The sequence below is a fragment of the Pseudoalteromonas 'SMAR' genome (assembly GCF_048515945.1).
Taxonomy (GTDB): Bacteria; Pseudomonadota; Gammaproteobacteria; order Enterobacterales; family Alteromonadaceae; genus Pseudoalteromonas.
In genome coordinates this window covers 16,806-42,457 of the sequence record NZ_JBLWMW010000022.1, presented here as the reverse complement: position 1 = coordinate 42,457, position 25,652 = coordinate 16,806, and the positions used below count along the sequence as shown (strand labels likewise).

Below are 25,652 nucleotides of genomic sequence, written 5' to 3'. Positions count from 1 at the left end.
GTTTTAATTAATGTGGTTTTAGCAGTTTACGTAAACGTTAACTGGCCGTTACGACTAAGGTCTCAATTTCATCTTGTTAAGCCATTGCTAATCTCAATAGGGTCAATTAACACAACCCGTTCACCTTGAACGTGTGATAGGAGATTTAAAATGGCTTTTAGAAGTGAAGAACAAGCAAAAGCATATTGGTCAGAAAATCTCGCCTTGATGTTTAAGCTACTGACTGTTTGGTTTGTCGTATCATTTGGATTTGGCATCCTGTTAGTCGATGTACTTAACGAGATCCGTTTTTTTGGTTTTAAACTCGGATTTTGGTTCTCGCAACAAGGCGCAATTTATACCTTTGTCGCGTTAATTTTTGTCTACGTTTCAAAAATGAATGCGCTAGATAAAAAATACGGCGTAGACGAGTAAGGAGCTAAACGATGGATGTTCAAATTTTAACTTTTATTATCGTCGGTCTTAGCTTTGCGATGTATATCGGCATTGCGATTTGGGCAAGAGCCGGTTCTACCAACGAATTCTATGTTGCAGGCGGCGGTGTACCACCGGTTGCAAATGGCATGGCAACGGCCGCTGACTGGATGAGTGCAGCGTCGTTTATTTCAATGGCGGGGATCATTTCCTTCGCCGGTTACGATGGTGGTGTATACCTGATGGGTTGGACCGGTGGTTATGTACTACTTGCCCTGTGCCTTGCGCCTTACCTACGTAAGTTTGGTAAATTCACGGTGCCAGACTTTATTGGTGACCGCTACTATTCACAGGTTGCTCGCGTAGTGGCGATCTTGTGTGCCATCTTTATCTGCTTCACCTACATCGCAGGTCAAATGCGTGGTGTTGGGGTCGTGTTCTCTCGCTTCTTAGAAGTCGACATTGAAACCGGTGTGTACATCGGCATGGTTATCGTATTCTTCTACGCGGTACTGGGCGGGATGAAAGGCATCACCTACACCCAAGTTGCGCAGTATTGCGTATTGGTTTTTGCATACTTGGTTCCGGCTATCTTTATTTCCTTGATGATGACAGGTCACTTACTACCACAAACCGGTTTTGGGGCTACCTTAGCTGATGGTTCTGGTAATTACATGCTCGATAAGCTCGATGGTCTCACCACCGAACTTGGCTTTGCCCAATATACTGAAGGCTCTAAGAGTATGGTAGATGTGTTTGCTATTACCGCAGCGCTAATGGTGGGGACTGCCGGCTTACCACACGTTATCGTACGCTTTTTCACCGTACCACGAGTAAAAGATACGCGTATCTCAGCGGCATGGACATTGGTCTTCATCGCCATTGTTTACACAACGGCTCCTGCTGTGGCGTCATTTGCTCGAGTCAACATGATTGACACCATTAATGGTAAAGACGGCAGTGGTACAGCTTATGCAGATGCACCACAATGGGTGAAAAACTGGGAAAGAACCGGCCTTATCGAATTTAATGATAAAAACGGTGACGGCAAAATGCAGTACTCAGCAGGTAGCATCAATGATCCTGCAAGTGCCAACGAAGTGAAAGTAGACCGTGACATAATGGTATTGGCAAACCCAGAAATTGCGGATTTACCAGCATGGGTGATTGCACTGGTTGCAGCCGGTGGTATTGCCGCGGCACTGTCAACCACGGCAGGTCTGCTACTGGTTATTTCAACGTCGGTGTCTCATGACTTACTAAAACGCACCTTAAAGCCAGATATTAACGATAAGCAAGAGCTCCTTGCAGCCCGTTTAGCAGCAATGACGGCAATTGCTATCTCTGCTTACTTTGGTATCAACCCGCCTGGATTTGTGGCATCGGTGGTGGCGTTCGCCTTCGGCTTAGCTGCAGCGAGCTTCTTCCCAGCAATTATCATGGGTATTTTCTCAAAACGCATGAATAAAGAAGGGGCCATCGCAGGCATGATAACGGGTATTGGCTTTACTGCGGCTTATATCATTTACTTCAAGTTTGTTAGCCCTGAACTGAATGCGCCGGCTAACTGGTTGTTTGGTATCTCACCAGAAGGCATCGGTATTATTGGTATGGTGATTAACTTTGTGGTGGCTGCCATTGTAATGAAGCTAACCGCAGAAACACCAGATGAAATCAAACTGATGGTAGAAGGGATCCGCAATCCAAAAGGCTCTAGCGCCGCCCAAGCTCACTAAGGAACTGTTGAGTGAACATGCCCAGTAACCCGTCACTTGGTTACTGGGCAGTTTTGTTTTTATCCAAGCCATAACAAGCCTGTATTTGTAAGGATAACTATGACCCCCGAAATCCAAGATGTGTTGCAATTTGTTGAGCAGCAAGCGCCATTTAGCGATCTTCCTGAGGCTGCGGCGAGTTATTTTGCCCGTCATATAGACATTGTTTATGTGACCAATGGCAATCAACAGGACTGGCTGCAAGATGGTAAGCCTAACCTCTACCTCATTCGCTCTGGTGTGATTGACTTGATTTCAGCCAAAGATGAAGTCATTGGTCGCATGAGTGAAGGAGACTATTTTGGTTATCCGTCTTTGCTCACGGGGGATAGCATTCAAAATCGCATCGAGGTGCAAAAAGACAGTCTGGTTTACGTGTTGCCTGAATCTGGCTTTGATTATTTGCGCCGAGAATACAAAATGTTTGAGCAATATTTTGTTCGAGCCCACGCCAACCGTTTATTAGCGTCACGTTACAAACAGCAAAGTGAAACCTGGTCGGAGCGTAAAATTTCTGAACTGATGACCAAAGAAGCGGTGACCATAGCACCAACTGCCTCGATCCGAGAGGCGGCCAAGCTAATGAGTGAGCACCGAGTGTCGTCGATTATGGTTACCGAAGATGCCCAGCTGGTGGGGGTAGTCACAGACCGCGATTTACGTAATCGGGTACTTGCCGAAGATAAGGACCCCAGCGCACCTTTAGCTGAGATTATGACAGCACAGCCAAAGCACATTTTTGAAAATAACCGGGTGTTCTCAGCTTTGCACTTGATGCTAAAGCATAATATTCACCATTTACCGGTGCTAAACGAAGACTATAAGCCCTTGGGAATGTTAACTAGCACCGATTTGCTGCGCCAGCAAAAAAGCGATCCGGTGCAGTTAATTGGGCGCATTTATAAAGCTCAGAATTTATATGGAGTTAAACAGTGTGCTCAGGAAATCCCCGATCTGCTGCGGCAGTTTTCTCATCATATTGAAGACATTTCTTTAATTGGCAAACTGCTCAGTGGCTTAACCGACGCACTCACCGCCAGGCTAATTTACTTGTACCAGGAAGAGCATGGTAACGCACCTTGCCGTTTTGCTTGGATTTGCTTTGGCTCGCAAGCACGGGAAGAGCAAACCTTACATTCAGATCAAGACAATGGTTTATTACTGCCCGATAACATCAGTAACAGCGAGCGAGATTACTTTGCCGGACTGGGCCGTTTTGTGTGTGAGCAACTCAATGAGTGTGGTATTCAATCTTGCCCGGGCAATATTATGGCCAGCAACCCGGCATGTCGGGGTACGGTGAATGAATGGGTGGCACGCTTCTCTAAGTGGATCCTCTCACCAACTCCCAAAGCCATGCTGAACTGTAAAATTTATTTTGATATGCGCTTTATTGATGGTGCCGGCGATTTATACAGTGCACTCAGTCAAGGTCTGGCTAATATCAGTAAGAATGAACTGTTTTATGCTGCCATGGCTACCGACATCAATACCAATTCAGTACCCATTGGTATTTTTCAGCAGTTTAAGTTAGAAACCGATAAAAGTAAGCATAAGTATCTCGACCTTAAAAAGCGTGGGGTGGCCATCATTAATGATGTAGTGCGACTTTATTCGTTAAAGGCAGGGGTGGCTCGAGCCAACACTTTGGAGCGTTTAGAAGCCTTAGCTAAGCATCAGCTTCTGGCCAAAGAGGATGTAGAAAACTTAAAAGACTGCTGGCGATTTTTAACCCAGCTCAGACTTAAAACCCAAATTAATCGCGAGGGTTTGCCCGGCAACTGCATTAACCCAGAGAACCTTTCGTCGCTGGAGCGCCATCAACTCAAAGAGGCATTTTATTTGGTAAAACAAGCACAGCAAGCCAGTGCCTTTAAATTTGCACGAGGTAGTTTGTAATTGATGAAATGGCTAACCAACTACTACAGCCAGTGGCAAACGAAACAGTTGCTAGTTGAGCAAGCTGAACTGTTGGTACTCGATTTGGAGCTGACCGGGTTAGACCCGCGACAACACGAAATTGTTTCAGTAGGCTGGCTACCAATAAAAGCCGGGCGTATTGCCGTTTCCAAAGCCCAGTATCACATCAATAAAGAAGTCACGGCATTAGCACAAAGTCCGGTGTACCATGGTATTGACGCTGATACAGTAGCTCAGGGTGAAACCATGGCCACTATCTTAGCTGAATTACATCGAGCGTTAACGGGTAAAGTATTGGTTTGTCATAATTTACCCATGGATTGGGGATTTCTTAAAGCGGCCATGCGCAAGCATCACGTGACGATTAGGCCAAAGTTGTTGGTGGATACCTTAGCGCTTGAAAAGCGGCGGATATTGCAACAGGGTTACCCGCTTGCGCAAGATGCCTTAACCTTGAGTGCCTGTCGAGCTCGGTATGGCTTGCCGGCACAGCGCTCACAGCATAATGCCTTAAGTGATGCCCTAGCGACCGCCGAGTTATTGCTGGCGCAAGTGCAGGCGATTTCCATTAACGGCAAATGTAAGGTTGCTGAGCTTACCTAGCATAGTGCAATAGCTAACTGAAAGCGCTGCTAAAAATTTACGCTAGCCCCTTACACATTTTATTCAGGTCGATTACAATAGCGCCATCAAAGCGGAGGGGAACTTTCGTACTTGCGACTTAATGGATTTTCAACTCAATGACAATCAAGCTTGCAATCAATGGCTTTGGTCGGATCGGGCGCAATATCGTCAGAGCGCTGTATGAATCTGGCCGTCAACACGATATTAAAATCGTTGCTATCAATGAGCTGGCAGACCCAGATGGCATTGCCCATTTACTTAAATACGACACCTCCCATGGGCGTTTTGCCTATCCCGTTTCGCTGACCGAATCTTTTTTAGATGTCAATGGCGATAAGATCCAATTGTTTAGCGAGCCGGATCCAAGTCATTTACCTTGGCGTGCGCTAGAAGTCGATGTGGTGTTAGATTGTACTGGTGTGTATCACTCCCGCCAGCATGCATTGGCTCATATTCAAGCGGGTGCGAAGAAGGTTTTATTTTCCCATCCCGCCGACGCCGATGTTGATGCCACTGTGATTTACGGTATTAATGATGAGGTGTTGCAGTCTGACCATACTATTGTCTCTAATGGTTCTTGTACCACTAACTGTATCGTCCCTGTGATCAAAGTACTGGATGATAACTTTGGCATTGAATCTGGTGCTATCACCACCATTCATGCCTCAATGCATGACCAGCAAGTGATAGACGCTTATCACAGCGATTTACGCCGAACTCGAGCTGCCAGCCAATCGATTATTCCGGTGGATACCAAGCTGGCACGCGGCATTGAGCGCATCTTGCCAAAATTTCATGGTCGTTTTGAGGCAATCGCGGTGCGCGTACCTACAATTAATGTAACGGCGATGGACTTGAGTGTGACCCTAGACAAAGAAGTCACCATTGCACAAGTGAACCAAGTGCTGCAGCAGTCGGAGGTGGGTCGCTTAGCGGGGATTTTAAGTTACACCGAAGAGCCGCTGGTATCGGTGGATTTTAATCATGATCCTCACTCTTGTATTATCGATGGCACGCAAACACGGGTTAGTCATAAGCGCTTAGTAAAATTATTAGTTTGGTGCGACAACGAGTGGGGGTTTGCCAACCGTATGCTCGATACCGCCAGCGCCATGATGCGAGCATCTTAAAAGCTACTCATCATTTGCTGGTAAGGCTGGTATAATATTCAAACTAAAAGTGCAAAACGAAAAAGAAATAACGAAATAGCACGCAGGTTGCTGGTTCTAAGCTCACAAAAATGTATCGTTCTTTAAGGAGATGTCCAATGTCAGTCATTAAGATGGCGGATTTAGATTTAAACGGTAAGCGCGTATTGATCCGCGAAGACCTAAATGTGCCAATTAAAGATGGCAAAGTTGCGTCAGATGCGCGCATTCGTGCAGCCCTTCCAACCATCAAGCTGGCCTTAGAAAAAGGCGCTAAAGTGATGGTGATGTCTCACCTTGGGCGTCCAACTGAGGGCGAATATGATGGCCAATATTCACTGCAGCCGGTGGTGGATTACCTAAACGATGCACTGTCACAAACGGTACGTCTGGAAAAAGACTATTTAAATGGCGTAACCGTTGCGCCAGATGAAGTGGTTGTATTTGAAAACGTACGCTTTAATGTTGGCGAGAAAAAAGACGACGAAACACTGGCCAAACAGCTTGCAGCGTTATGTGACGTGTATGTGATGGATGCCTTTGGTACCGCTCACCGCGCGCAAGCGTCTACCCATGGTGTGGGTTTGTTCGCTGAGGTTGCATGTGCTGGACCATTACTTGCCGCTGAGCTAGAGGCACTAGGTAAAGCGTTAGATAATCCTGCACGTCCGTTGGTGGCGATTGTCGGTGGGTCAAAAGTATCGACTAAGCTAACCGTACTTGATTCACTGTCTAAGGTGGTCGACCAACTGGTTACCGGTGGCGGTATTGCCAATACCTTTATTGCCGCAGCAGGGCACCCAGTAGGCAAATCGCTTTACGAAGCCGACTTAATGACAGAAGCGAATAAGCTCAGTGATGCTGCTAAAGCCAATAATGGTGAAATTCCTGTGCCGAGTGATGTGGTCGTTGGTAATGAGTTTTCTGAAACCGCGGTGGCTACTATTAAAGATGTCAACGAAGTGACCGATGAAGACATGATTTTTGATATCGGCCCAGACACCGCAACTAAACTGGCAGACATTATTGCTAAAGCGGGCACCGTGGTTTGGAACGGTCCTGTAGGCGTATTTGAATTTGATCAATTCGGCAACGGTACGGAAGCCATTGCTAATGCTATCGCTAAGTCTTCGGCGTTCTCAATCGCTGGTGGCGGTGATACTCTCGCGGCAATAGACAAATACGGTGTTGAAAAAGATATTTCATACATCTCAACCGGTGGTGGTGCATTCCTAGAATTCTTGGAAGGCAAAACCTTACCTGCGGTTGCCATGTTAGAGCAACGCGCAAAAAGTTAATCAGTATAGGGGTAGCAATCATGCTGCCTCTTTTGTTTGTAGCGGTCGCCGCTCTCTCACAAATAGGTGGCCTGCTTATGAAGCGTAGCTTCAGGTTAGTTTCGTGCTAACCAACACCAATAGTAATTGGTGAGTAAATATTATCCCGTTCAAACCGATAGCAGTGGCTATCAACAATTGGAGAAAGCAATATGGCTTTAATCAGTATGCGTCAACTACTCGATCATGCCGCTGAGCATGGTTATGGCGTTCCAGCATTTAACGTGAACAACCAAGAGCAAATGCGTGCGATTATGGAAGCAGCTGACAAGACTAACAGCCCTGTGATCGTTCAAGGTTCTGCCGGTGCGCGTAAATATGCTGGCGCCCCATTTATTCGTCACATGATTCTAGCCGCTGTGGAAGAGTGGCCTCATATTCCAGTTGTAATGCACCAAGATCACGGCACCTCTCCTGCGGTATGCCAGCGCTCAATTCAATTAGGCTTTTCATCAGTGATGATGGACGGCTCGTTATTGGAAGACGGTAAAACGCCTTCAAGCTACGACTACAATGTCGATGTAACCAAGCGCACCGTTGAGATGGCGCACGCGTGTGGGGTATCTGTAGAAGGTGAGCTGGGGGTTTTGGGCTCATTGGAAACGGGTGAAGCCGGTGAAGAGGATGGCATTGGTGCTGAAGGTAAGTTAACTCAAGATCAGCTCCTGACTGATCCGGAAGAAGCAGCCGATTTCGTTAAGAAAACCAATGTTGATGCCCTTGCCATTGCCTGTGGCACTTCGCACGGTGCTTACAAGTTCACGCGCCCACCAACGGGTGACATCTTAGCGATTGATCGTATTAAAGAAATTCATGCCCGTATTCCGGACACGCATTTAGTAATGCACGGTTCTTCTTCAGTTCCACAAGATTGGCTTGCAGTGATCAATGAGTTTGGTGGTGATATTCCAGAAACTTATGGTGTGCCTGTAGAGCAAATTGTAGAAGGGATCAGACACGGTGTGCGCAAGGTAAACATTGATACCGATCTGCGTTTAGCGTCGACCGGTGCTATTCGTCGTCACTTAGCTCATAACCCAAGTAACTTTGATCCGCGTAAGTTCTTGGCGGAAGCAACTAAGGCAATGACAGAGATCTGTGTTGCTCGTTACGAAGCATTTGGTACCGCAGGTAATGCCGCTAAGATCAAACCTATTTCTTTAGACGATATGCATCTGAAGTACTTATCAGGTGAACTTGATCCTAAAGTGAAGTAACAGCATTAATAGCTGCTATTGCTAGCTTATAAAGTGTGATCATAAATCCCAATAAGTGACTTATACTGGGATCATTGCTTTACTAAGTAGGCAAATGATCCCTCGTAAAAGGCCTCCATTTAGGAGGCCTTTTTAATCCAAAAAGCATTTCACATCAGTGTATTACTACATTTCATAAACAATAAGCTAGGGGCGATGATCGCCTGTTCAGCTCTCAGCTAAGTCACTGATATCAACACCTACCTTTTAATTACGGATCGCTATTTTACTGGCTGACATGATTCAGATCAGGTTTATACCAAGTGGGATCAGGGTTATATCAACTGCCAAGATGATCCAATGCAAAGATCAATCAGTTAGCAATATGTATCGTCATAAAGATCAGTATTTTACCAGCTCTGTTTGCGGTTCTGGGCCTTCATGTAGGTAAAATCGTGATCCTTATAATGATCGCTTAGTAAAAAGCTGATCTCTTACTCAGTTCATCGCCACAGTTAATAAAACACTGATCCATGATCAGCGCCTTGATCTCTTACCAAAATTGACTAGCTTTAAATTAAACGAGCTGGTAATAAATAACGCTAATAAAATCCTTCCTCAGCTTAAACTGCGTGTTCTCATTCGATGGTGAGTTTAAATGAAAATTACGAATTGCTCTTTGCTGTTAGGTTTTACCATGATGCCATTTTTAGTGACTGCTAATGACGCGGTTACTTTATATGGTCGTGCTCATTTAGGAGTACAAAGCACTGATAAATCTGGAGAAAGAGAAACAAACATCGAAAGCTACAACTCCCGTTTGGGGGTAAAAGGCGATGCCAGTTTGGATTCCGGTTTAGAGGTTTTCTATCGCTTTGAGTTTAACGTTGAAGTGTCAGACGATAATGGCAGTGACAACATTACAGCCCGCTCGCAGTACGTCGGCTTGCGAGGCGATTATGGTGAGGTTTTAGTTGGTCGTAACGATACACCAATGAAGAAATCTCAGGGCAAGAGCGATTTAATGAATGAGTTTTCTGGTGATATTAATTCCTTCTTTGTTGGTGAAAACCGTCTCGGTGATACTATCCAATACACCACGCCAGCGCTTAACCATTTGAAGTTTACAGTCAGCTACATTGCTGAAGAAAACAGCAAGCAACAAGGTGAGTCAGGCCTGTCGATGGCAGCCAGTTATGGCGATAGTAAACTCAAGCAAACCAATGTTTATGTCGCCCTAGCTCATGACAGCGAGGTGGCGGGGCAAGATATCAACCGCGTTACGGTGCAAGGTAAGCTCGACAAATTAAAGCTCGGCGCCATGTATCAGCAAAGTGAAGCGTTAGCGAGTAATGAAGACGTTGATAGCTACATGGTCAGCGCTTCTTATCAAATCAATAGTTATACTTTATTAGCACAATACCAAGGCGCGGATGGCGCCACTGGCAAACTCAAAGATTCCGGCAGTGCGGCATCACTGGGGGTGGAGAAAAGCTTTACCAAACAAGCGCGAATGTATCTATGGTATTCCAAGTTTTCACTAGACAATAAGCCGGACTTTGATGCCATGGCGGTGACCTTAAGATATGATTTTTAGCGTTTTAAGAAATTTTATTTGTATCATCACGAAATTAATAAATTAGTGCTGTTCCAGTAAAAAATCTTATTATTAATCATATGATTACACTGTATACAAGTGTTCCTTTGTCACTAAAAAAGAGATTTTTTTTGGTGACTTTGATGTTTACGCGTTACACTTTCATAAAAATGTCACAGTAAGTCATAATAATGACATCAACAACATCGGTAACGAGAGAACATTGGGAATGTCACGTAAAGTACTTGTAGTTGATGATGAAGCACCTATCAGAGAGATGTTGGTGTTTGTATTGGAACAAAATGGTTTTCAGGCCATTGAAGCAGAAGACTACGATTCGGCCTTAGCCGCTATGGTAGAACCGTATCCAGATTTAGTTCTGCTTGATTGGATGTTACCCGGCGGAAGTGGTATTCAAATAGCGAAAAAGTTTAAGCAAAGTGAGTATACCCGCTCCATTCCAATCATCATGCTCACTGCTCGCGGTGAAGAAGAGGATAAAGTTAAAGGATTAGAAGTTGGTGCTGACGACTATGTGACTAAACCTTTCTCTCCAAAAGAATTAATGGCGCGTATTAAAGCGGTAATGCGACGTGTTTCACCAACCTCGTTGGAAGAAGCAATTGAAGTCCACGGCCTGCGCTTAGACCCGATTTCACACCGTGTTACCTCGGCGGGTACTGAACTGGACATGGGACCGACTGAATTTCGCTTACTGCACTTTTTTATGACACACCCTGAACGCGTGTACAGTCGAGAACAGTTGCTTGATCATGTTTGGGGAACGAATGTTTATGTTGAAGACCGAACTGTGGATGTGCATATACGTCGCCTGCGTAAAGCAATCGCACCACTTGGGCACGATCGTTTAGTGCAAACGGTACGCGGTGCTGGCTATCGCTTTTCTAGTAAAGTATAAATGCAGCTTGTTTAGAGCAAGCGTTATTAAGGTTAAAACTATTTCGCTATTGATTCTAAACAATTTTTATCTCAACCAGTTAAGCAATATAATCGCTCGGCCTATGCCGAGTCATGCTGCGCATTACACTAAGTTGTATGGTATAACACTGGTCGGTTTAAATCGTTTTTCCAAGGGCGCGGTGAATCGATGGCTGCGCCATAATGGACTTAGTCTATGTATCGAGTGATTGACAAGCAGGCGCTGATCAGACGCCTGTTTTTGTATTTCTTACCCTTGGCGTTAATTGGTTATTTAGTTAGCGCACCTTTCCTTTTTCTGTTTATTGGCGCCTTTGTTTTACTGGTTTGGCATTATAAGCAACTATACCGCTTAAGTGACTGGCTATTGAATCAGCGCAGCTTTAATCCGCCAGAAGGAAAAGGCGCTTGGGAGCAGGTATTTGAAGGCATATATCAACTACAGTTACGTAACCGAAAAAAACGCAACGAACTGGCTGAACTGATCCGACGCTTTCGTGAAGGGGCGGAAGCCATTCCAGACGCTGTGGTGGTGCTACAACAAGACCTCAGTATTGTCTGGTGTAACCAGCTTGCCCTTAATGTATTAGGTCTACAATGGCCAACCGATCACGGTCAGCGCCTTGATAACCTCATCCGTGACCCAAAATTTGTCAAATACATTCATGCTCACCAGTTTGAAGAGCCGCTTGAGTTAGAGACTGGGCTTGCTCATGAGCAAGTATTAGAAATTCGAGTTATGCCTTACGCTGAGCAACTGATGCTGGTTGCCAGAGACATTAGCCGCTTAAAGCAGCTAGAACAAATGCGCAAAGACTTTGTCGCCAATGTGTCTCATGAGCTAAGAACGCCTTTGACAGTGATGGCAGGGTATCTAGAGATGATGGATAGCGATAACATGCCCCCGCCGGCAATGTGGAACAAAGCCCATGGCACCATGATTGATCAGTGTAAGCGCATGGATGGCCTGGTTAATCAACTGCTATCGCTGTCTCGTATTGAAGGGGCGAGAAAGCAAGACAATGACAAGCCTGTTAATGTGCCGGCGATGCTACAACTTATCGAAACAGAAGCGCGCTCGTTAAATCAAGACAAGGGCCATGATATTAGCTTTGCTGTCGATGCCGAGTTAGACATTAAAGGGGCGGCCGATGAGTTAAGAAGCGCTTTCTCCAACTTGGTGTTTAACGCAATTCACTATACCAAACCGCAAGGCGTTATTAGGGTGCGTTGGTACCTTAACGATGGCATGGCCACCTTTAGTGTGGAGGATAATGGTGATGGTATTGCGCCTGAGCATATTAACAGGCTCACTGAGCGCTTCTACCGAGTGGACAAAGCTCGCAGTAGAAAAACCGGCGGCTCGGGACTTGGGCTGGCGATCACTAAGCACGTATTATCTCGCCATGACTCAACATTACACATTGAAAGCCAGGTGGGTAAAGGTTCGCACTTTTGGTTCGCTTTCAACAAAGAAAAATGCAGTTTTATGACAAACGATGTAAGTCACAAAAGTGTAATACAAGGGTAATTTGATTGTCATTTAATGGCTGCACAATGGCTCACGTAAAATAACTGGGATGAACAACTGGAGTGACCCCGATGAAATTTAAAAGCTTAGTTGCCGCAATGGGTGTGGCTGTTACGACCTTAGTATCGACGCAAGTATCTGCATTAGATGAAAAGCTACCAGAGTATAACAAGACCAGCGGTATCTCAGGGAACTTCTCTTCTGTTGGCTCAGACACGCTTGCTAACATGATGACGTTTTGGGCAGAAGAATATAAAAGAATTTACCCTAACGTAAACATTCAAATTCAGGCAGCGGGCTCTTCTACTGCACCGCCGGCACTGACTGAAGCCACAGCAAACTTCGGTCCAATGAGCCGTAAAATGAAGTCAAAAGAGATTGAAGCGTTTGAAAAACGCTATGGTTACAAACCAACAGAAGTTCGCGTTGCTATCGATGCGTTAGCTGTTTTTGTTCATAAGGACAATCCAATTGAAGGCTTGACTATTGAGCAAGTAGATTCAATTTTCTCTTCTACGCGCAAATGTGGTGCGGCTTCGCAAGCGAATCGCTGGAGCGATATCGGTTTAACAGGTGACTGGGCGGCGAAAGATATTCAGCTTTACGGTCGTAACTCGGTATCAGGTACATACGGCTACTTTAAGAAAAAAGCGCTGTGTAAAGGTGACTTCCGTAACAACGTTAACGAGCAGCCAGGTTCTGCGTCAGTTGTACAGTCTATTTCTTCATCGGTAAATGCCATTGGTTACTCAGGCATTGGTTATAAAACTTCAGGTGTTCGCACTGTACCACTAGCGAAGAAAGGCACTAACTTTGTTGATGCTACTTTAGAAAACGTAGCCACTGGTAAGTACCCTCTATCACGCTTCTTGTACGTATACGTAAACAAGCACCCAAACAAACCATTGTCACCAATTGAAGCTGAATTTTTGAAAATGGTACTGTCAAAAACGGGTCAGAAAATCGTAGAAAAAGACGGCTATGTGCCGCTTTCAAGCCAAATGGCTACTCGTGAGCTGAAAAAGCTGGGCTTACTATAAGCCGCATTAAAGAACGTTTAATCAGTAAAAAATGCCGCATTTTATGCGGCATTTTTTGTTTCGTATTGATGGCACAGAGAGGCTGTTTAAATACCTTTGTTCCTTTATTGGGTTAAAAAGACAAACTTCTTACTAAATACAGGGAAAAAAAGCTGGATTTATTCTATATTTAGTTAAAATAAATAGTATTACGGTCGATAATGAACTCGTCTTATTTTAAAAGGTGTATTTATGAGTCTAGGTAGTGCTTTTGCTGATCTGAGTATCACCAAAAAGATCCACGCAATCACATTGGTAGCGGTGGTGGCTTTTGTCGTTATCGTCTTCGTTAATTATAATGCTATAAACTCCAATCAAAAGGCGCTGACAGAACTTGAGTTAGAAACCTATAAAATTCTTAATCTCACCACTGAAAATGCTAATAAGCTGCAAAACTTAGACGAGTTATACACTCAAGCGGTTACATTTGGCGATGCCGAGCTATTAGATAAAGCGCAGGAGCAGCAACAACAGATCCTTGCCAACCTAAAAAAAATTGAGTCAGTACAAAGCGGCTTTATGCCCAGCAACAGTGATGACGAGCTACAACAGTACGCCAACATCGCTCGGCAAATTGCCAGCGGCATGATTGATGGCACAGCTGACTTTTCCCGTATTCAAGAAGATGCCCGTAAAAAAACAGAAATTTACGAGGCGCTGGTGGCGGATTTTAGCAGCGCTAAAAACAACGCCCATAATCGCTTTATTGAACTACTTAAAAATACCGAAGAGCGCTCTGCCGATGCGTTGACTATTATGTTGATTGTCGCGGTCATCTCTTTAATTGTACTGATCTTTTTAGCTGTAATGATTGCCAGAGGAATTGGTAATTCAGCTAAAGATGCCGCGCAAAACTTAAAGTTACTGGCGCAAGGGGAGGGGTCGTTATCCACCACGCTAAATGTTCGCTCACACGATGAAATAGGCCAAGTGTCTGTCAACTTCAATGAGTTTATTGCGTTACTCAAAGGCGCAGTGCTTGAGGTAATGAGCGTGGTGGAACCACTTACCCATGATTCTGGTCGTTTAGTCAAAGGCATGGAAAAAGCGGAATCCGCAACCAACCAACAAACCCACGATGCTGAAGTAGTTAAGCAATCGATGGAAGAAATGCGCTTAAGTGTTGGCGATATTTCGCAATCGGCTTCTCAGGCCTCAGATGCAGCGCAAGTCGCTGAGCAAGAGGTAGAGCAAAGTAAGCGACAAATACAGGTTTCAGTCAACGAGTCTCAAGCGTTAAGTGAAGAAATAAACCGAGCGGCAGAAACCATTAATAAGTTGGCTGACGATACTCAGAATGTGACGCAAATTTTGAATGTGATCACGTCTATTGCTGAACAAACGAATTTATTGGCACTCAATGCGGCCATTGAAGCGGCCCGTGCTGGTGAGCAAGGCCGAGGTTTTGCGGTGGTCGCTGATGAAGTGCGTGAATTGGCATCTCGAACGGCACAATCGACCAATGAAATTCGCGAGTTACTGAATGTGTTAACCGATGCGGCGAATCAGGCGGTAAAAGCCATGACCAGTGCCAGCAGTATGGCCATTAATAATGCCGATGCGGCGGCGCAAACTGGGCAGTCGATAGAGCAAATTGCCGAGCAAATTTTGTCAATTAACAGCATGAATGGTCAAATTGCTGCAGCGACTGAAGAGCAAACCTCAGTGGCGGCAATGGTGGTAGATAACGTGACATCCATGCACCAGTCATTCCAAGACACCATGCAAGCTCTATCTGAGGTACAAGATGTGGCAGAGAACCTCAACTCACACTCAGATAACCTAAAAGACGCCACTTCTAAGTTTCGAGTTTAATCGCGTTGATGACTCTATGCTAAATGGCATAAATGGCTGTAGAAATAAAAAAGAGGCTATCTAAGATAGCCTCTTTTTTATGCTTGGTGCGATGTATTATACCAATTCGCTTAATTAAGTGGTCTATTTGAGGCAAGAAAATTCTGTCGATAACTAGGCGAAAATTTTGCTATTTAGTTGTTCTAAATAAGAAATTTTTAACGCTGTTAGCGTCGAATTTACTCCCTCAAATTGAGCAAGTATTAATGCGGATTGGTATTAGTAACTAGCAACCACTTTGACTTTACTGTTTACGGCTGCTGCATCAACATAACCAATGGCATTGGCATTACTGCTAACAAACTCGAGAACAGCTTGATCATTGGCTAACTTTTTCGGTGGTGTCCCTTTACCGGTGAAAACCAGTTTTGACCAATGAGCGTTAAGCTGCGAGCTCGACTTACCAATGACTTTGTCATTAAACTCATCAAATAGGGTGGTCGCATCTTGGTTTACTGGTGTCGCACTGCTGCCATCAGCAAATGACTTGGCTTTGCCTAAAAACAGCTTTTTAATGGTATTTTCGTCCACTGTAGCGCCATTTTGCGCGTTTACTATGACGGCAATATCAGCCACAGCAGCTTGGCTGGTAAGGGCTAAGCCAAGTGCAATAATGGTTTTTTTAATCATTTTAGCTCTCCCTAAAATACTAAATCAATGCCGAAGCTTAATAGCTCAGCTTTTTCATTGCTTAGGGTGTTGTCGAATTGATTCAATTCAACTTTAAACGCCGCGGCTGGGTGGAAGTCATAGCGAGCACCTACACTCCAGGTTTCAGACTCAGAACGTACGCCATTCAGCGCACCATTTACTAAGCTGCGCAGGTAAGGGGCGTTGGCATTGCTAGGATTTGTGGTCACTGGGATAGTGGCACCGTTAGCGGCATTGATAGTCAGTGGTACGGTATTAAACTCATCCGCACCATTTTTATCTTCGTTATGCTCGTATGTCAGGTGTAAGGTCCACGCATCTAAACGATAGCCAAAGGACGCGTAATATTGTTGTTGCTCGGCCAGAATACTATTGTCTACTTCAAATTGCGTGTATTCGGCATCAAATAAGAAATCATTGTAATCGATTGAAAAACCCACCGCGGCAAAGTAAGCATCATCTTCATCGATAGCAATATTATTGGCCTGCTCAGAAAGGCCGTAGCCATTAAGGCCGGCAAGTAAGCTGCTCAGCTCAGGGCTATTGGCGGCACTAATACTGGCTTCAGTTACAAAGTAGGCTACGCGAGCGCTGAACCAGTCTTTACTTAAGGTCCAGTTGACACCTAGGGTGTTATCTAACTGTGCGGCATCGGAGTTAGTGATGGCGACGATATCATCATCAACACTGCCAAAGACAAATTGTGCTGAGCTGTCCCAGTCACCTAAGGTACTGTTGTGTAAATAGCTTACTCCGTTGTAGGTGCTAAAGCTGAGGTTATACACCGATTGTGGTGGCTTTATCCAGCGGTAGGCGTAGCCGACGTCTAAAAAGTCAGAATAGCGATAGAAAGGAATTCGCATTTTACCGGCGCTAAACTGTGATGAGTCAGACAGTTTATAGGTCATATACGCCCATTCAAACTCGGCATCAAAGTCATTTTTGCCACGGCCCACAATTTGTGCGGTGGCGCTGAGGTTATCTTGCAAATCTGCTGAAAGTTGCAGCGCAAACAGGCTGCGGTTTTCTAGATCGAAGTCGTTATCGTAACCATAGAGCGTATCTTCACTGTCTAAGGTTTGCCCGCCAATAATTGAGGCGAAGCCATTGATACGTATTTCTGCCGCGCTGCTGAAGCTGGTTGTTGCCAGTGCAACTGACAGGGCAATAGCTGATTTATTCATATTAAATCCCATTTACTTGCAAAGAGTGATAGGTCTGAAAAACACATTGAGTGTTACTAAAAGGCTGTTACTTATACTGTTGAGAATAGAATAAAAGTAATAAACTGCAAGCTTAAAGCTTAGTGAGCACTTATTAATTAACCGCTTAGGCCACAAAGCCCCTTGGCTATTTATCCCATTTACAACTGCTCATCAGACCAGTTTATTTTACCTGAAAGCAGATACAATGTGAGGACTAATGGCCACTTTTCTGATAATAATCAATAAGAGGAATAATAAAGACAGTCTTTTAACGTTTTGACTGAGTGATTTTTTCTGCTTGCACCTTGCAAGCATTATGCTGTTCGATGCATTTATCTAAGCAAATCTGCATCGACATGGTATCGGGAGTGTTTTGTTGTTCGCAGCCGCGTTCACACTGGTAACTTTGTTGTGCACACTGATTTAACTCTGGAGAGAGGGTATTAGTACAACCAGCTAAAACGGTGAGTGACAGCAATGTGAACGCGAGCTTCATATCTTTTCCTTTCTCTACACGGAGACTTGAATGTTATCGATTAGTCGCACTTTGCCTAGGTAGGCCGCAGCGAGAATAACCAATTGTGTGTCTTTCAGTGTAGCAGGCTTTAAGGTATCTCTATGGCATATATTAAAATAATCCGGTTTGAGTCCTGCGCTTGTTAAGGTTTCTACTGCCTGTTGCTTGATGGCCGCGAAGTCTTTACTGCCTGAGCTCAGTGTTTCTGCAGCAGACGTTAAGGTTTGATAGAGTACTTTAGCGGTTTCCTTCTCAGCATCGCTCAAATAGCCATTACGTGAGCTCATTGCTAAGCCAGACACTTCGCGTTGAGTCGGTACGCCAATAACCTCAATGGGCATGGATAAATCTTTTACCATGGTTTTGATGACTTGCAGCTGCTGAAAGTCTTTCTCACCAAAGCAGGCAAAGTCAGGTTGCACCAAATTGAACAGTTTCGTCACTATGGTGGCAACCCCTCTGAAATGGCCTGGCCGCGCACCACCGCAGTGATCTTCGGATACGCCCGGAACATCAACAAAGCTTTGGCTAGCTAAACCATAAGGGTAAATGGTGGCCACTGTGGGAGTAAATACAATGTCGGTATTGAGTTCTGCAAGGCCTTGCTGATCTTGCTCTAATGTTCGTGGGTAACTATCTAAATCTTCATTAGCGCCAAATTGCATGGGGTTAACAAAAATACTAACCACCACTTTGTCTGCCAATGTTTTGGCTTTTTTAACCAATGAATAGTGACCACGATGCAGGTTACCCATGGTTGGGACGAAAGCAATGCTCAGCCCTTGCTGACGCCATGCTTTGACCTGGCTGCGTAGTGATTTAATTTCAGAAATTGTTTGCATGTTTTACTCTTGTCTCAAGCGCTTGCGCGATTAATTAAACTCATGCTCAGCGGCAGGGAAGGCGCCTGACTTAACATCATCACAGAACTTTTTCACGGCATCTGGCATGTTACCGGTTTCAGCTAAGAAGTTTTTCGAAAACTTAGGAATATAGCCTGCGGAAATCCCCACTAAATCATGCATCACTAAGATTTGGCCATCGGTTTCTTTACCAGCGCCAATGCCAATCACAGGGATAGAAACGGCGTCAGTAATTTGTTTGGCGAGAGCAGAGGGAACACATTCAATCACCAATAGCTGTGCGCCAGCTTGTTCTAACGCTTTAGCATCATTAATCATTTTTTGTGCTTGGGCTGAATCGCGACCTTGAATTTTAAAGCCGCCAAAAACATGCACCGATTGCGGTGTAAGGCCAAGGTGACCGCACACTGGGATCCCTTGCTGCGTCAGTGCTTTAATACTATCGTGAAGCCACTCACCGCCTTCCAGTTTGACCATGTTGGCACCCGCGCGCATCAGTTGAGCTGCATTCTCACACGCCTTTTCTGGGTTTGGGTAACTCATAAATGGCATATCGGCGATAACAAAAAGCTCGCGACTCCCTGCGCGAACACAGCGAGTATGATAAGCCACGTCATTGGTGGAAACCGCGAGGGTGTCATCGCCCCCTTGCAGCACCATGCCCAGGGAATCGCCAACCAATATGACGTCGACGCCATGGTCGTAAAATAATTTCGCAAAGCTTGCATCGTAGGCGGTTAAGGAAGTGATTTTAGTTCCTTCGCGTTTCATTTTGGCAAGTGTGGAGACGGTGATTTTTGCCATGATTAACCCCTTTGGTTGGTTTTTATTATAAGGCTTCAAGCCCATTGAGCGGCAAAGTTGCACTGAGCGATTGTAACTTGGTGCCGTTGGGCAAAGTTAGATCAGGTGCTATCTCTAACAAGGGATAGACCACAAATTCACGTTCTGCCAAGCCATAGTGGGGGATGGTCAGTCGTGGGGTGTTGATGATTGCTTGGTTGAATAACAGTATATCTAAATCTAGCGTGCGCGGTCCCCAACGTTCGGCTTTGCGCACGCGGCCATGCTGTTGTTCAATTTGCTGCAGTACATCAAGCAGCACTTCGGCTTCGAGCTGAGTGGCAACCTGAGCCACGGCATTAACATAATCAGGTTGATCCTGAGGACCCATTGGTTTTGAACCATATAGGCGTGAGTGTGCTTGTAGCTCAAGCTCTGGGTGACTCTCAAGCACTGCCAGTGCGCGCTGAAGTTGCGCTTGTGGCTCTGCTAAATTGGCGCCAAGACCGATATACGCGATGTTCATTTAATCTTCTTTCGGTTTGCGTCTAGGTTTACGGCGTGGACGGCGCTTCGGCTTACCTTGGCCGCCAAGGCTTCTGACCATTTCTTTTTGGCCGTTGACGTCTTGCTTTAAATACTCGCTCCACCAGTTTGCCAGCTCTTGCTGTTGCTGCTCGCCACTTTCTACCCGTAATAATAAGAAGTCGTAAGCAGCCTTAAAGCGTGGCTGCTGGCTGAGGCGATAAGCACGCTGGCCTGAGCGTCTATCTAAACGTTGTTGAATATGCCAAATATCTCTGGCGCCTAGTGTAAAGCGTTTTGGTACGGCAACTTGCTTGGCATTGTCAGCAAGTATCTGGTTAACCGCTTGTATAAAGGCATCGTGATCGTTCATGCCATCGGCCTTTAATGCTTGGCTACGTTCTAAAATAGGGAACCACAATAAAGCTGCATAGATAAAGGCAGGAGTCACCTTTTTGCCAGTATTGATACGTTCATCGGTATTGGCGAACATGTTTTCAATAAACTGACGCTCAAAGTCGCTTTCAGGTCGAGATAAAATGCTCTCTAGGGCTGGAAATAACTGTCCGAATAGACCAAATTCACGTAACTGTAAAAAGTTGGCTTGTGCTTTACCGTTCAAAAACAGTTTTAGCGTTTCTTCGAACAATCGCGCAGCAGGGATGTGACCTAGCAAAGGCGCTAACTCTTTAATTGGCGCACGCGTCGGTTCCGCAATGCTCATATCCAGCTTAGTGGCAAAGCGCACAGCCCTTAACATGCGCACAGGATCTTCTCGGTAGCGTGTTTGTGGATCGCCAATCAGCTCTATTTTTTTGGCTTTTATCGCTTTAACGCCACCGGCAAAGTCGCGCAAGGAAAAATCATTAATCGAGTAATATAAGGCATTAATAGTGAAGTCGCGACGTTCTGCATCTTCTTCAATGCTGCCATAAACATTATCGCGCAGCAGTTGGCCATGTTCACTGGCTTTACTGATGTTGTTACTAGAGTCTTCAACTTGATGGTGACCGCGCATGGTCGCCACTTCGATAATTTCACGACCAAAGACAATATGGGCAAGGCGAAAACGTCTGCCGATCAGGCGACAGTTGCGAAATAGCTTTTTGACTTGTTCAGGGGTGGCGTTGGTAACGACGTCAAAATCTTTCGGTTCAATGCCAAGTAAAATATCACGAATACAGCCACCCACTAGGTAAGCATCGTAACCGCCATCTTTGAGACGGTAGAGCACCTTAATGGCATTAGGACTGAAGTGTTTACGAGATATGCCATGCTCGCTACGAGGAATTATCGCAGGGTTTGGATTGGTTGATACCACCATATCATCGCCTTTTCCAGATACCATCTGGCGGCAGAAGTTTACAAGCTTGGAAATAATAACTCGTCTCCTGAGCAATCAAGTCTATAAATGAAATAGATGAGCTAAGTTTTTGTGGTTAAAACAGCTCACTTTAAGGCTCGCTATCATATACTCAATCGCGCCTAAATTGAAGTACTAGGATACAGAGGTTGAAAACTGAATTGGCCTTTTTCAGTCGAGTTTAGCTGAATTTCTTGCACTTTAGGGATGTTGTTACGGCAGTATAGGTCTGTGGCGTGTTCTAGTAACTGCTGGCAGTTGTGGTAATCGCTCAGCTCACCCACGGCAATATTGAGATAACGCATAGCGGCATGAAGGGTTGGCAGTGGCTGCTGCTTATCAATTGCGGGGGCGTGGTTTTGCTTTGATAGTTTAAAACCAGGCTTGGCAACCGCCAAGGGCACATGGGCATACAAAGGCTCGGGTTGCTTGAGTTGGCGAAATAAACTGATTTGCCTTGCTGTGGGCTCAACTAAATCGGCACCACGAACCACATGGCTTATCTGCTGTGCAATATCATCAATGACGACCACCAATTGATAAGCGAATAGGCCATCTCGGCGCTTAATAATATAGTCTTCACTGGCTAATTCAGGTGGTACATTAATCTCACCCAAAATGGCATCTTGGAATTGCGTAACAGCAAAGTGCTGTTGTAAGCGTAGCGCATTATCTTGCCACGGCAGCGACAGTGCTCGACAGTGGTTATTATAATGCCCACCCATGGCTTTTATTTGCTTTCTGGTGCACTGACAGGCATAGACTAAGCCACAGCTATGTAAGTGTTCTAGGTAGTCTTGGTACAGGGCGTGACGCTGTGATTGATAAACGGGTTGCTCATCCCACGTCAACGCAAACGCTTCTAACGTCTGCAGAATATCGCGGTCAGCACCGGCAACGACACGAGGCGTGTCAATGTCTTCGATCCTAACGAGCCAATGGCCTTGGTTGCTTCGGGCATCCAAATAGCTGGCAACAGCCGCAACCAATGAGCCAAAATGTAACGGCCCGGAGGGCGAGGGAGCGAATCGGCCACGATAGCTCCCTGAGGGCATTGTGCTTGGGGGCATAGTTGGCTGAGATTAACCTCTGCCTTGTTGCTTTTCTTTAATCTCGGCTAAAGATTTACAATCCACGCACAGGTCGGCAGTGGGTCGTGCTTCTAGACGACGAATGCCAATTTCGATGCCACATGACTCGCAAAAACCAAAGTCATCGTCTTCGATAAGTTGTAACGTTTTTTCAATCTTCTTGATTAGTTTACGCTCGCGGTCGCGAGTACGCAGTTCAAGAGAAAACTCTTCTTCTTGTGCTGCACGGTCCACAGGATCAGGAAAGTTCGCCGCTTCATCTTGCATGTGCGTCTTAGTGCGATCTACTTCATTACGTAGATCTGAACGCCATGCTTCTAAAATCGCTTTGAAATGCGCACGTTGTGCGTCATTCATATATTCTTCGCCTTGCTTTTCTTGATAAGGTTCTAACCCGGCTTGAGCCAATAACCCTAGTTTTTTCTGGTCTGGCATACCATTCTCCTAAATCCTTAATACATAACCCCAGCTTCCGCCGGCGGGTATAAATAGCAAAATCTTTACCCCTTAGCAAACACTTTTTTACCCTAATTGTCAGCTTATTTTTTCAAACTGAGCAAAAGGAAGTAAAAATCTGCTCCCCGTATATTGGGGTGGGAACAATAAAATCAACAGCTATAAAACGGAATTTGCTGCGAAAGGATCACTTGCGTGTCATCGATGGTGGCGTCGTAGGCCAATATTTCTACACCTGCCGCTAACGCTTCTTGAATTAACTGGGCATATTTGCTGTCTATGTGCGCTGCCGGTTTAACACTATTAATTCCGGTGTGCAGGGCGGCGAATAACAGCACCGCACGATGGCCTTGTTGTTTTATATGCATCAGCTCACGGAGGTGTTTTTGGCCTCGCTGGGTTTGCGCATCAGGAAAGTAGCCTTGCTGGTTTTCAAGCAAGGTCACCGACTTGACCTCAATGTAACAGTGCTGCGGCTCAGCCGCGGTGCTCGGCTGGCTCAGTAATATATCAATACGGCTATTTTCAGCACCGTACTTTACTTCTGTCGCCAATTCGCTGTAACCGCTGAGTGCAGCTATGCGCTGCTGTTGTATAGCTTCAACCACCACTTTATTGGCAATCGCGGTATTCACACAAATCACGTTCCCGGCATTATCTTGAGTTAACTCAAGAGAGTGAAGGTATTTGCGTTTTGGGTTGTCAGAGCTGGAATAATAAGCTTTAAAGCCTGGATCGGCGCAGTTGGTCATGCGGCCGGTGTTGGCACAATGAACCGTAAAAACACCGTGCTGGTCATCTTGTAAGTCGACTAAAAAGCGTTTGTAACGCTTGATTAATGTCGCTGGGCGCAATCTACTAGAAAACTTCATTGGTCGCTTTGGGTTGGGGGAATTTAGTGCCTAGTGTACACTTAACGGCACTAACAAGCACAAGAGTGAAAAGAGAATGTCAGATAAATTTATTGTACGACTCAGCGAAGAAGCAAAGCCAGCTTACCTTGCTTCAGGCGCGGCACTGTCGTTTGAAAAGGACGGTGCTGTTATTCATCTAGAGCAAGATGAAACCTTAAAAAATATTCAAAAAGCAGCGCGAGCTATCGCTCAGCAAGGTGTTAAGCAAGTACAACTCGACGGCGAGCTATGGTGTACGGAATCGCAATGGGCGTTTTATCAGGGCTTTGTATCACCCAAAGCACTAGACAGCGTGGTGTTCACAGACAATGAACAGTCTGATTTAAAGGAGCTGGAAGCATTAAAAAATGCCGCCACTTGGATGCGTCAAATGATCAACGGCACTGCCGAAGATATTTACCCAGAAAGCCTTGCCGGCAAAGCGGCCGAGTTTATTCAATCACTGGCGCCGGAGCATGTTAGCTACCAGATCATTAAAGGTGATGCCTTGTTGGAGCAACAGTGGATAGGTATCCACGAGGTTGGACGTGGTAGTGAGCGTCCACCGGTATTATTGGAGCTTGACTACAACCCAAGCGGTAATGAAGATGCACCAGTTAGCGCAGCCCTAGTCGGTAAAGGTATTACCTTCGATTCTGGTGGTTACTCTATTAAGCCCAGTGAAGGGATGCTAACCATGAAGTGTGACATGGGTGGTGCTGCTACTGTGACTGCCGGTTTAGCGCTGGCTATTCAGCGTGGTTTTGACCGTCGCGTTAAGCTTTACCTTTGCTGTGCTGAAAACCTAATTTCTGGTCACGCATACAAGTTAGGCGATATCTTAACCTATAAAAATGGTACCACGGTGGAGATTGTTAATACCGATGCCGAAGGCCGTTTAGTATTAGCTGATGGTTTAATGGCGGCAGGTGAGTCTGGTGCCGAGTTGATCATTGATGCTGCAACCCTGACCGGTGCTGCATTAATGGCGGTGGGTCAAGAATACAATGCGTTATTTGGCTTAGATAAAGAGCTGGTGGCGGATGTACAGCAATTTGCCAGTGAAGAGTTTGAAGCGGCATGGCCATTACCATTAGAAAAATGGCACCAAAATAACTGTCCATCACCGTACGCAGATACCGCAAATAGCCGGGCACAAAAGGGCGGTGGCTTTGGTGGCGCTTCGAATGCAGCTGGTTTCTTATCTCGTTTTGTGCCAAATGAAGGCAAAGGCTGGGTACACATCGACTTGGCTGCTGCGTTCCAAAACTCAGGCACTGGACAGTGGTCTGCGGGTGCAACCACACTAGGCATGAGAACGGTAGCGAGAACGCTACAAGAAAAAGCCTAATGGCTTTAGTAGGAGTGAGTGTTTGCTCACTCCTATGGCTTTATTAAGACAGTAAGGCTGCTGCTAAGCGGACAAAATCAGAAGACGTCAAAATCCCCATTAATTTATCTTCATCATCGACCACAGGCATACAACCGTGACGGTTATCGACAAAAAAGCGCACCACATCTTGCAGTGATTGTTGCGGCTGCACACTGGCAAAGTCTACCGCCATAATCTCTTGCACCAGTGTTTGCTTTTCTTTGCGCTCTAACGCATTGGCGCCATAGGTAGCCATGATCCCCATCACTTTGGCAATCATAATTTTCTGCGTCAACATGCCCACTAAAACACCATCCTCGTCAATTACTGGAATATGGCGAACATTCTTTTCTTTCATTAAATTATGGGCATCGTGCAAGGTATTACTCGCGGTCACAGCAAAGGGATCGGGAGTCATTAAATCGGCAACTGATTGCTTCATACTTATTCCTTTTACTTATCTTCATTGCTGTAATTTTAGCTTTATTTCCGCGCTATGCATGGTATCAAGATCAAGTT

24 protein-coding genes are annotated in these 25,652 nt (G+C 45.4%); 13 read left to right on the top strand and 11 right to left on the bottom strand.

The window, feature by feature from the left end; translation table 11 throughout:
• Positions 1–150 precede the first annotated feature (150 nt).
• The 12 genes from ACNKW2_RS10785 (at position 151) to ACNKW2_RS10730 (ending at position 15,375) form a co-directional block, all read left to right on the top strand.
• Positions 151–414: a DUF4212 domain-containing protein gene (locus ACNKW2_RS10785; RefSeq protein WP_336568824.1), complete on the top strand. Its 264-nt coding sequence runs from the start codon at positions 151–153 to the stop codon at positions 412–414.
• A gap of 11 nt (positions 415–425) precedes the next feature.
• Positions 426–2,150 (top strand): sodium:solute symporter family protein, encoded by a 1,725-nt coding sequence (locus ACNKW2_RS10780; protein ID WP_419148563.1) that lies wholly within the window; start codon positions 426–428, stop codon positions 2,148–2,150.
• A gap of 99 nt (positions 2,151–2,249) precedes the next feature.
• Positions 2,250–4,088 carry a DUF294 nucleotidyltransferase-like domain-containing protein gene (locus ACNKW2_RS10775; RefSeq protein WP_419148562.1) on the top strand — a complete coding sequence of 613 codons (1,839 nt, stop codon included), beginning with the start codon at positions 2,250–2,252 and terminating at the stop codon, positions 4,086–4,088.
• Positions 4,089–4,091: 3 nt separating this feature from the next.
• Complete coding sequence (locus tag ACNKW2_RS10770; protein WP_419148588.1) at positions 4,092–4,712, top strand: 3'-5' exonuclease; 621 nt, start codon at positions 4,092–4,094, stop codon at positions 4,710–4,712.
• A 137-nt stretch (positions 4,713–4,849) separates the two neighbouring features.
• Entirely contained in the window at positions 4,850–5,863 is a 1,014-nt protein-coding gene (gene epd, locus ACNKW2_RS10765; protein ID WP_419148561.1) for an erythrose-4-phosphate dehydrogenase, read from the top strand.
• Positions 5,864–6,000: 137 nt separating this feature from the next.
• A complete protein-coding gene (locus tag ACNKW2_RS10760) occupies positions 6,001–7,179 on the top strand; it encodes a phosphoglycerate kinase (RefSeq protein WP_419148560.1) in 1,179 nt (392 codons plus the stop codon).
• Between the two features lie 191 nt (positions 7,180–7,370).
• On the top strand, positions 7,371–8,435 hold the full coding sequence (gene fba, locus ACNKW2_RS10755; RefSeq protein WP_419148559.1) for a class II fructose-bisphosphate aldolase: 1,065 nt from the start codon (positions 7,371–7,373) through the stop codon (positions 8,433–8,435).
• A gap of 637 nt (positions 8,436–9,072) precedes the next feature.
• Entirely contained in the window at positions 9,073–10,011 is a 939-nt protein-coding gene (locus ACNKW2_RS10750) for a porin (RefSeq protein WP_419148558.1), read from the top strand.
• A gap of 229 nt (positions 10,012–10,240) precedes the next feature.
• On the top strand, positions 10,241–10,930 hold the full coding sequence (phoB, locus tag ACNKW2_RS10745; protein ID WP_336568833.1) for a phosphate regulon transcriptional regulator PhoB: 690 nt from the start codon (positions 10,241–10,243) through the stop codon (positions 10,928–10,930).
• A 216-nt stretch (positions 10,931–11,146) separates the two neighbouring features.
• Positions 11,147–12,481, top strand: a complete 1,335-nt coding sequence (phoR, locus tag ACNKW2_RS10740; RefSeq protein WP_419148557.1) for a phosphate regulon sensor histidine kinase PhoR — start codon at positions 11,147–11,149, stop codon at positions 12,479–12,481.
• Between the two features lie 71 nt (positions 12,482–12,552).
• The gene (locus ACNKW2_RS10735; RefSeq protein ID WP_336568836.1) at positions 12,553–13,521 is read left to right on the top strand and encodes a PstS family phosphate ABC transporter substrate-binding protein; all 969 of its coding nucleotides are present in this window, start codon (positions 12,553–12,555) and stop codon (positions 13,519–13,521) included.
• Between the two features lie 231 nt (positions 13,522–13,752).
• On the top strand, positions 13,753–15,375 hold the full coding sequence (locus ACNKW2_RS10730) for a methyl-accepting chemotaxis protein (protein WP_419148556.1): 1,623 nt from the start codon (positions 13,753–13,755) through the stop codon (positions 15,373–15,375).
• Positions 15,376–15,633: 258 nt separating this feature from the next.
• Here the strand turns inward: ACNKW2_RS10730 and ACNKW2_RS10725 are convergent, their stop codons facing one another.
• The 10 genes from ACNKW2_RS10725 to sfsA all read right to left on the bottom strand — a co-directional run bounded on the left by ACNKW2_RS10725 (position 15,634) and on the right by sfsA (position 23,740).
• Positions 15,634–16,044, bottom strand: coding sequence for a type 2 periplasmic-binding domain-containing protein (locus ACNKW2_RS10725; RefSeq protein WP_419148555.1), 411 nt, complete (start codon positions 16,042–16,044; stop codon positions 15,634–15,636).
• Positions 16,045–16,055: 11 nt separating this feature from the next.
• Positions 16,056–17,249 (bottom strand): porin, encoded by a 1,194-nt coding sequence (locus tag ACNKW2_RS10720; RefSeq protein WP_419148554.1) that lies wholly within the window; start codon positions 17,247–17,249, stop codon positions 16,056–16,058.
• Between the two features lie 289 nt (positions 17,250–17,538).
• A complete protein-coding gene (locus ACNKW2_RS10715; RefSeq protein WP_419148553.1) occupies positions 17,539–17,766 on the bottom strand; it encodes a hypothetical protein in 228 nt (75 codons plus the stop codon).
• A 14-nt stretch (positions 17,767–17,780) separates the two neighbouring features.
• Positions 17,781–18,629: a pantoate--beta-alanine ligase gene (panC, locus tag ACNKW2_RS10710; protein WP_419148552.1), complete on the bottom strand. Its 849-nt coding sequence runs from the start codon at positions 18,627–18,629 to the stop codon at positions 17,781–17,783.
• Positions 18,630–18,659: 30 nt separating this feature from the next.
• On the bottom strand, positions 18,660–19,454 hold the full coding sequence (panB, locus tag ACNKW2_RS10705) for a 3-methyl-2-oxobutanoate hydroxymethyltransferase (protein ID WP_419148551.1): 795 nt from the start codon (positions 19,452–19,454) through the stop codon (positions 18,660–18,662).
• Positions 19,455–19,479: 25 nt separating this feature from the next.
• Positions 19,480–19,959, bottom strand: a complete 480-nt coding sequence (folK, locus tag ACNKW2_RS10700; protein WP_419148550.1) for a 2-amino-4-hydroxy-6-hydroxymethyldihydropteridine diphosphokinase — start codon at positions 19,957–19,959, stop codon at positions 19,480–19,482.
• Positions 19,960–21,306 carry a polynucleotide adenylyltransferase PcnB gene (pcnB, locus tag ACNKW2_RS10695; protein ID WP_419148549.1) on the bottom strand — a complete coding sequence of 449 codons (1,347 nt, stop codon included), beginning with the start codon at positions 21,304–21,306 and terminating at the stop codon, positions 19,960–19,962.
• Positions 21,307–21,443: 137 nt separating this feature from the next.
• Positions 21,444–22,391: a tRNA glutamyl-Q(34) synthetase GluQRS gene (gluQRS, locus tag ACNKW2_RS10690; RefSeq protein WP_419148548.1), complete on the bottom strand. Its 948-nt coding sequence runs from the start codon at positions 22,389–22,391 to the stop codon at positions 21,444–21,446.
• A 12-nt stretch (positions 22,392–22,403) separates the two neighbouring features.
• Entirely contained in the window at positions 22,404–22,847 is a 444-nt protein-coding gene (gene dksA / locus ACNKW2_RS10685; protein ID WP_419148547.1) for an RNA polymerase-binding protein DksA, read from the bottom strand.
• A gap of 173 nt (positions 22,848–23,020) precedes the next feature.
• Positions 23,021–23,740, bottom strand: coding sequence for a DNA/RNA nuclease SfsA (gene sfsA, locus ACNKW2_RS10680; protein ID WP_419148546.1), 720 nt, complete (start codon positions 23,738–23,740; stop codon positions 23,021–23,023).
• A gap of 76 nt (positions 23,741–23,816) precedes the next feature.
• On the opposite strand from sfsA, the gene pepB reads away from it, so the two are divergent.
• Entirely contained in the window at positions 23,817–25,112 is a 1,296-nt protein-coding gene (gene pepB, locus ACNKW2_RS10675; RefSeq protein ID WP_419148545.1) for an aminopeptidase PepB, read from the top strand.
• 43 nt (positions 25,113–25,155) lie between these two features.
• Here pepB and ACNKW2_RS10670 read toward each other — a convergent pair whose 3' ends face one another.
• Positions 25,156–25,575 (bottom strand): CBS domain-containing protein, encoded by a 420-nt coding sequence (locus ACNKW2_RS10670; protein WP_419148544.1) that lies wholly within the window; start codon positions 25,573–25,575, stop codon positions 25,156–25,158.
• Positions 25,576–25,652: the final 77 nt, after the last annotated feature.